This window comes from Roseitalea sp., assembly GCF_984466335.1.
The window spans coordinates 1-8,736 of record NZ_CFIFWG010000085.1 but is presented as its reverse complement, the minus strand read 5'-3'; the positions used below and the strand labels follow the sequence as shown (position 1 = coordinate 8,736).

The 8,736-nt window shown below is 69.4% G+C and carries 5 protein-coding genes and 1 riboswitch; all 5 genes read right to left on the bottom strand.

Annotation, left to right across the window (positions count from 1 at the left end; all coding sequences use genetic code 11):
• On the bottom strand, positions 1-3,047 hold a 3,047-nt coding region (cobN, locus tag AC5E6L_RS09190), incomplete at its 3' end, for a cobaltochelatase subunit CobN (protein WP_491772789.1).
• Positions 3,048-3,126: 79 nt separating this feature from the next.
• Positions 3,127-4,176 (bottom strand): cobalamin biosynthesis protein CobW, encoded by a 1,050-nt coding sequence (gene cobW, locus AC5E6L_RS09185; protein ID WP_491772787.1) that lies wholly within the window; start codon positions 4,174-4,176, stop codon positions 3,127-3,129.
• Between the two features lie 3 nt (positions 4,177-4,179).
• Positions 4,180-4,710, bottom strand: a complete 531-nt coding sequence (gene cobU, locus AC5E6L_RS09180; protein ID WP_491230402.1) for a bifunctional adenosylcobinamide kinase/adenosylcobinamide-phosphate guanylyltransferase — start codon at positions 4,708-4,710, stop codon at positions 4,180-4,182.
• Positions 4,711-4,836: 126 nt separating this feature from the next.
• Positions 4,837-5,075, bottom strand: a riboswitch (cobalamin riboswitch).
• 21 nt (positions 5,076-5,096) lie between these two features.
• The gene (locus tag AC5E6L_RS09175; protein ID WP_491230403.1) at positions 5,097-6,587 is read right to left on the bottom strand and encodes a cobyric acid synthase; all 1,491 of its coding nucleotides are present in this window, start codon (positions 6,585-6,587) and stop codon (positions 5,097-5,099) included.
• A gap of 690 nt (positions 6,588-7,277) precedes the next feature.
• Positions 7,278-8,736 (bottom strand): trimethylamine methyltransferase family protein (locus AC5E6L_RS09170; protein WP_491772784.1); only part of this gene is annotated, 1,459 nt, incomplete at its 5' end.

Genomic DNA, 8,736 nt, shown 5'->3' with positions numbered 1-8,736 from the left:
TCGGGAAAGGCATCGCGGAAGAAGCCCGAGACGCGCAAGGTGACGTCGACGCGCGGCCGGCCGAGCGCCACCGGCGCGACGATCTCATAGCCGGTGACGCGCCGCGAGGCGCCGTCCCAGACCGGCCTGGCGCCGATCAGCGCCATGGCCTGGGCGATGTCGTCGCCCCCCGTGCGCATGTTCGAGGTGCCCCAAGCGGTCAGCCCCAGCGATGTCGGCCAGTCGCCATGGTCCTGCACATGGCGCCTGACCAGAAGATCGGCGGATTTCCGGCCAAGCTCCCAGGCGGTCTCGGTCGGCACGGCGCGGCTGTCGACCGAAAAGAAGTTGCGGCCCGTGGGCAGGACGTCGGGGCGCCCGCGCGTCGGCGCGCCCGACGGACCCGGTTCGACGAACCGGCCGTCGAGCGCGGTCAAAACGCCGTCGATCTCGGCGGGGCCGCACGCTTCGACCGCCGGCCTGAGTTCGGCTTCGATCCGGCCGAGCACGGCGCGCGCGCGCGCCCAGCCCGGCGGGCATTCGACCGCGCCGTCGACCAGTTGCGCGGCGAGCCGTTCGATCCGTTCGACCGTATCGCCATTGCTGCGCCAGGGATCGCCGGAAACGCCCGCCAGGATCGCCGGCCTCGGGCCGGTCCAGGGTTCGGCCATGGCGCAATCGAGGGGATCGAAGGCCGACGGCGAGCCCTCATCGTGCGCCTGTCGAAGGGGCGGGCCTGCCCTTTCGCCTCGCCCTTCGACAGGCGCACGATGAGGTGAAAGGGCATCCGCCGCGATCGCCCGGTGCAGGCTCTCATGCGCGGCCGATCCCCAGCCTGTCGAGGGGACACGGGCCAGCGCCACGACCAGATCGGTCAGAAGCCGGCCCTCGGGCGCCTTGCCGAAGACGTGCAGCCCGTCGCGGATCTGCATCTCCTTCAGATCGCACAGATAGGCGTCGAGCTTTTCGAGCGCGGCATCGTCCGCCTCGCCACGGGCAATGCCGGCGTCCCGGTCGAGCCCGATATCGCGCACCAGGTCGAGAATGCGGGCCTTCAAGAGCGTGAGCCGGCGCGGATCGTTGCCCGCCGCCTCGTAATATTCGTCGACCAGCGCTTCGAGATCCTTGAGCGGGCCGTAGCTCTCGGCGCGGGTCAGCGGCGGGGTCAGATGATCGATGATGACGGCCGCCGCGCGCCGCTTGGCCTGGGTGCCCTCGCCCGGATCGTTGACGATGAACGGATAGATGTGCGGCAGCGGGCCGAGCGCGGCTTCCGGAAAACAGGTCTCCGACAGCGCCAGCGCCTTGCCCGGCAGCCATTCCAGATTGCCGTGCTTGCCCATATGGAGAACGGCGTGCACGTCGGCCTGGGTGCGCAGAAAGGCATAAAAGGCCAGATAGCCGTGCGGGGGCACGAGATCGGGGCAATGATAGCTGTCCTTGGGATCGATATTGTAGCCGCGCGCCGGCTGGATGCCGACAAGCACGTTGCCGAAGCGCGCGAGCGGCAGGGCGAACGCACCGTCCCGAAAGAAGGGGTCGGCCTCCGGCGCGCCCCATCGGGCAACGACCGCATCCTGAATCGCCGTGGGAAGCGATTCAAGGAACGCCTTGTAATGATTCAGGCAAAGCGTCTCGCGGACCGCGCGCCCATCGGCCGTCGCGTTGGTCGGCCCCGCCTTCAGGTGCGCGATCAGCGCATCGCCGTCGGCCGGCGGTTCGCCGACATCGTAGCCCGCCCGCCCCATCGCCCGCAGCGCTTCCACCGTGCCGGCGGGCGCATCGAGCCCCACCCCGTTGGCGAGCCGCCCGTCGCGGTTTGGATAGTTGGCGAGCACCATGGCGACGCGCCGCCCGGACGCCGGCGTCCGCCGCAGCCGCGCCCAGCCCACGGCCAGATCGGCGACGAAGGCGATCCGGTCGGGGACCGGCCTGTGCGCGACGATGGTGCATTGGGTCGCCTCGTCCCAGGTCTCGGCGGCCTTGAACGAGATCGCCCGCGACAGCACGCGCCCGTCCACCTCCGGCAGGGCGACGTTCATGGCCAGGTCGCGCGCGGTCAGGCCCTGGCTGGAGGCGGCCCACGCCTCGCACGAGGCGCCGGCCAGCACCGCCTGCAAGACCGGCGCGCCGGTCGCTTCCAGCGCGGTCGGCACGTGGCGCCCGCCCGGCGCCGAGACGGCAAAGCCGGTCATGTTGATGACGATATCGGGCGGGTCGGCCTCGAACAGGCGCATCACCGTCGCCACGGACACATCGTCCTTGAGGCTTGCAACGAAGATGGGCGTCACCGCCATGCCGCGCTCGGCGAGCGCCCGGGCCAGCGCCTCGACCGGCGCGGTCTGTCCCGACTGGACAAGCGCCCGGTAGAAAATGATGCCGGCGTGGCAAGCCATGCCGGCACCCCCCTCTGCCGGCTTCGCCGACATCTCCCCCACAAGGGGGGAGAGTGGGCGCGAACGGGCAGACCTGGCTCCCGCCCTCCCCCCTTTTGGGGGAGATGTCCCGCCAGGCACAGAGAGGGGGAGTTCCAGAACGCCCGCCTTCAGCAGGGGCACGGCCTCGCCCATAACCGGACGACCCGCCGACAGATCGGCGCACCCGGCCAGAAAGGCCGCCGCATTGTCCGGCCCGCCCTCGCGCAGGAACGCCCAGAGCCGGCCGCGGTCTGCGGCGGGCACCGTGCAGAACGGATCGAGCGCCGGGTCGGACCGGTCGTCGCCCGGCAGCAGCGCCAGCGCGAACCCGTACGCGCCCGCCGCCGCGCGCAGCGCCTCGACCGCATGGTTCCAGTAGGACACCCCGCCGAGCAGCCGCGCGACGACCAACCTTGCGTGCCGCCCCGTCCGCTCGATCCAGGTGTCGACCGACATGGCATGGCGCACCTGCGTCAGGTTGACGAGCCGCAGCGACGGCCCGCCCCCCCGCGCGCGGTGAGCGGCCGCAAGGCTCGCCAGTTCGGTGTCCGCCGCCGAAAGCACGCACACATCGCCCGGCGTCTGGCCGAGATCGACCGCCTCGCCCTCGCCGTCGGTCAGCGCGCCTTTCCGGGCCAGCAGCAGGTGCATTCAGATATGCCCTTCGCAACGTTCGAGCACCCCCCTTTGTCGGCTGCGCCGACAAAGGGGGGTTCGGGTCGACGACACCTTAGGTCGCCGCCTTCACCGCATCGGCGATCGCCGCCTCGTCCATATCGTGCAGGCCGATCACCACCAGCCGCGTCGAAGGCGTTTCGTCCGCCGCCCAGGGCCGGTCGAAATAGGTTTCGATGCGCTGGCCGACGGCCTGCACGACGAGCCGCATGGGTTTTCCGGGCACCGCGCAGAACCCCTTGACGCGCAGCACGTCATGATCGGCGATCACCCGTCTGAGGCCGGCGACGAACCCGTCGGGATCGCGGACGGCCTCCGCCTCGACCACGAAACTGTCGAAATCGTCATGGTCGTGCGCATGGCCGTCGGCGTGATGGAGTTCATGGTGCGACTTGCGCATCGCGATCTGGTCCTCGGTCGCCGATCGAAGCCCGAGCAGCACCTCGACCGGCAGGTTGCCGTGGCTGGCATGGATCACCTTGAGCGGTCTTTCCACCTGGCCGGCCACATTCATGCGCACGGCGTCGAGCGCATGGTCGTCGACCAGATCGGCCTTGTTCAGAACGACCATGTCGGCGGCGCGGATCTGGTCCTCGAACAGCTCTTCGAGCGGGCTTTCATGGTCGAGGGTCTCATCGGCCAGGCGCTGGGCGTCGAGCGCGTCATGGTCGGATGCGAACCGGCCCTCGGCGACCGCCGCCGCATCGATCACCGTGACAACGCCGTCGACGGTGACCTGCGTTTTGATGTCGGGCCAGTTGAAGGCCGCGACCAGCGGCTGCGGCAGCGCCAGACCGGACGTTTCGATGACGATATGATCGGGGCGGACATCGCGTTCGAGCAGCGCGGTCATGGTCGGCACGAAATCGTCGGCCACCGTGCAGCAGATGCAGCCATTGGTCAGTTCGACGATGTCGTCCTCGGTGCAGGTGTCGACGCCGCAGCCCTTCAGCACCTCGCCGTCGACGCCCAGATCGCCGAACTCGTTGATGATCAGGGCGATTCGCCTGCCGTTCGCATTGTGCAGCATGCTGCGGATCATCGTCGTCTTGCCAGCGCCCAGAAAGCCGGTGATGACCGTCGCCGGTATCTTCTCGTTGAGCATCCTTCACCCCTTGAGTTTGAGCGGCAAACCCGCCGCCACGAAAAAGACCGCGGCCGCCTGGGCGGCCACTTCCTGGTTGAGCCGGCCGGCATGGTCGCGGAAATCGCGCGCCATCGCATTGTCGGGCACGATGCCGAGCCCCACCTCGTTGGACACCAGCACAACCGGGCTATCCAGCGCGGCCAGCGCGTCCAAGAGCGCGAGGAACCGCGCATGAAGATCGGCCTCGGCGAGCATCAGATTGGTGACCCAGAGCGTCAGGCAGTCGACCAGCACCGCGCTGCCCGGCGCCGCCTCGCGCGCGAGCGCCCCTTCCAGGTCGTCATGCGCCTCGACGAGGCGCCAGCGGGCGCCGCGCCGGGCGCGGTGACGGGCGATGCGCGCGCCCATCTCCGCATCGAAAACCTGCGCGGTGGCGATATAGACGGGCGTCAGGCCGGTGCCGGCCACGAGCCGCTCGGCGAAGACGGACTTGCCCGAACGCGCGCCGCCGAGCACGAGTGTCGCGCCATCGCCAAGTTCGGTGTCGTCCATGGTTCCCGCGCGGCCTTCCTGCCATGGCGGACCGGGTGTCGGGGAATGGACCGGAAAGCCCGCCGCGGGCGGCGATGCCGGCCCGGCGCTGCGCGTGTCTGGCCATTCCGGGAACGCCCGTCCCGTGAGGTTTCGTCGCGATCGGCAGGTCTCCTGGCTCATGGCGGCGCGGTCGGAACCGCATCGGATCGTCCAGCCTTCCCGGCTTGCGCCAGTGGCCGCCGCAAAGCGGCGAAGGACGTCCGCGCCATCATACAGTCGCGGGGTCGGCTGCGATTGAAGCGCCCGGCTTGGGTCCGCCCGTCGCATTCCCTTTTCGTCCGCCGCGCCACGGGCTTGGCGGAACCGATCGGTCCGGTCAGGTTAGGCGGGCCGAAGACCCCAAGTCAACGCAATTCGGCGGTTCCCCGCCGAGCCCGGAACGATCGGGCGGCGGCGCGCATCGCATCGGCGTCGACCACCGCCTCCAGCGCATCGGCCAGCGAATCGAGGGCGGCAAGGACACGCGCGCGATGATCGACCGCCTCGGCCTTTATGCCGAACTGCCCCAGAAAGGCCTGGCGAAATGGCCCGCCGTCGAACAGCCCGTGCAGATAGGTGCCGAACACCCGTCCGTCGGGCGATGTCGCGCCATCGGGCCGATCGCCGATCATGGCGACCGGGCGGGCGCAGTCGGGACCCGTCGTCTCGCCCAGATGGATCTCGTAGCCGGCAAGGGGCGCCCCGAACCGGATCGAGCGGGCTTGCGCGTTGCGCACCGTCTTGCCGGAGCTCATCACCGTCTCGATGTCGAGCAGGCCGAGACCCTCGGCCTCGCCCGGCGCGCCCTCTATGCCCGCCGGATCGCGCACGGCGCGCCCGAGCATCTGGTAGCCGCCGCACAGGCCGATGACGTGGCCGCCGCGCCGCGCGTGCGCGCGGATCGAGCCGCGCCAGCCATTGCGGTCGAGCGCGCGCAGATCGGCAATCGTCGACTTGGAGCCGGGCAGCACGATCACGTCCGCATCGGACGGGATCGATTCGCCGGACCGCACCATCACCACATCGACGTCCGGTTCGGCGGCCAGCGGGTCGAGATCGTCGAAATTGGCGATTCGGCCCAGGACCGGCACCGCGACCGTGAGCGCGCCGCCGGCCCTGCCGCCGGTCCTGTCGACCGCCACCGAATCCTCGGCCGGAAGGCGCCGCACCGCCTCCAGCCAGGGAACGACGCCGAACGACGGCCATCCGGTGAAGCGCCCGATCGCTTCGAGCCCGTCATCGAACAGCGACACCTCGCCGCGGAACTTGTTGATCAGATAGCCGATCACCGCCGCCCGATCCGGGGGGGCGAGAACGGCGTGGGTTCCCACCAGCGAAGCGATCACGCCGCCCCGGTCGATGTCGCCGACCAGCACGACGGGCACGCGCGCGCGCGTGGCGAAGCCCATATTGGCGATGTCGCCGGCGCGCAGATTGATCTCGGCGGGCGAGCCGGCGCCCTCGACGAGCACGAGATCGGCCTGGGCGGCGAGCCGTTCGTAACTCTCCAGCACCGCGCCCATCAGGCGGGGCTTGTGGCGCTTGTAGTCGGCGCCGCGGGCGATGCCGGCCACCTTGCCGTGCACAACCATCTGGCTTCCATTGTCGCTTTGCGGCTTGAGCAGAACCGGGTTCATGTGGATCGACGCGGGAGCGCCGCACGCCAGCGCCTGCAACCACTGCGCCCGCCCGATCTCGCCGCCATCGTCGGCGACGGCGGCATTGTTCGACATGTTCTGCGGCTTGAACGGCCGCACGGCCAGCCCGCGCCGCACGAACAGCCGGCACAGGCCGGCGACCAGCACCGACTTGCCGACATCGGACCCGGTGCCCTGGAACATGATCGCCTCGGTCATGGCAGGAGAGCGAGAGCCTTTCATGCTTGGATGGAATCGTACTGCCGGAGGGGTTTTGCGGCAAGGTCGAGGAACGCTGCGCAGCACGGACTGGTCGTCCGGGCAAGCAGCGGTCCGATGGATTTGCCGCAAAAAGCCCCGGCCCACCGGTCGCGGCTTGCCGCGACCGGCAACTTGAAGCGCCCAAGCCGGTTCGGGTGGATTTTCGGGCGGCGGACGCCCGGTGCGTCGAGCCGCTTGCCCGTAGCGCGGCTACGCGCTGCGCGTCTCTCCTGCCGGATCATCACGCCGACCGCAAAACAGAACTGTTTCCATACAAGCATGAAAGGCTCTAGAGCCAGTCGGAGGAAAAGAAAAGCGCCGCATATGGCCGGTACGCTTCAGGCGATGTGGCCGCGCCCCGATACAAGAACCCCGACACGGGCCCGAGCCGGGACGGAAACTCCGGTACGCAGTACCTGATCCGGAGGCCGAAAGGCGTCACGGCGCCTCGGCGCCCATGATTAGCCGCACATCGTTACCAGCAGGTTGATGAGACATTAAGCAAGTCTGAACCGGGACCTGCGGAAAGCTGGCGCGCGCGCAGACGACGGGCATGGCGGCTCACCGCCCGACCCGCCAGACCGCATCGTGGATGATCCGCCCCACCTTCCGCCCCGCGCCTGTCTCCCTGGCCGAACCGGGCTCGCTTCAGCCGAAGGCGTCGGGCATCGAGTCCTTCTTTTGCAGCATGAAGAGCTGCAACGCCTCGTCGATGGCCGCATCGAGCGCCGGCGCCTCATAGGCGGCCAGCCAGTCGCGGCAGCGCTGGTTGGCCCGCTCCTCGACGCGCTTGCCGCCCTCGGCCAGCCACTGCTCGAAGGAATTGTTGTCGGCGACCGTCGAGCGATAAAAGGCGGTCTGGAAATTCCTCTGGGTGTGCGCGCAGCCCAGATAGTGGCTGCCCGGCCCCACCTCGGCGATCGCATCGAGCGCCTGGCCGTTCTGCGACAGGTCCACGCCGCGGCTCATCGCCTGCATCACGCCGAGCTGGTCGACATCGATCATGAACTTGTCGAACGAGGCGACAAGGCCGCCCTCCAGCCATCCGGCCGCATGCAGGGCGAAGTTGGTGCCCGCCAGAAGTGTCATGTTGATCGTGTTCGCGCTTTCGTGCGCGGCCTGCGCGTCGGGCAGCTTGGAGCCGCACAGCGAGCCGCCCGTGCGGAACGGCAGGCCGGCGCGCCGGGCCAGTTGCGCCGCGCCGTAGGAGACGAGCGAGGGCTCGGGCGTGCCGAAGGTCGGCGCGCCCGACTGCATCGAGATCGAGGCGGCGAACGTGCCGAAGACGACCGGCGCGCCGGGCCGGCAAAGCTGGGTGAAGGCGGCGCCGGCGAGCACCTCGGCGAGGATCTGCGTCAGCGTGCCGGCGACGGTGACCGGGCTCATCGCGCCGGCCAGGATGAAGGGCGAGACGATGCAGGCCTGGGTCGCGCGCGCATAGACCTTGGCCGCGCCCAGCATGGTGCCGTCGAACACCATGGGCGAATTGGCGTTGATCAGGTTGATCAGCACGCAATTGGCGTCCACGAAAGCCTCGCCGAAGACGATCCTGGCCATCGCCACGCTGTCCTCGGCGCGTTCGGGCGCGGTGACCGAGCCCATGAACGGCTTGTCCGAAAAGCGGATGTGGCTGTAGACCATGTCCAGATGACGCTTGTTGACGGGCACGTCGACCGGCTCGCACACAGTGCCGCCCGAATGATGCAGCGACGGCGCCATGTAGGCGAGCCGGACGAGGTTGCGGAAGTCGTCGATCGTCGCGTAGCGCCGCTCGCCGTCAAGGCCCCGCACGAAGGGCGGGCCGTAGACCGGCGCGAACACGGTCGCATCGCCGCCGATCTGGACCGAGCGCGCCGGATTGCGCGCATGCTGGGTGAAGACCGGCGGCGCCGTCTTCAGAAGGTCGCGGCACAGCCCCCTTGGAAAGCGCACGCGCTCGCCCCTGACGTCGGCGCCGGCTTCCTTCCACAGCGCCAGAGCCTCGGCATCCTCGCGGAACTCGATGCCGATCTCCTCCAGAACCCTGTCGGCATTGGCCTCGATCAGCGCGAGCCCCTCTTCGTTCAGCACTTCATAGAGCGGGACCGCGCGGGTGATGTAGGTGAGT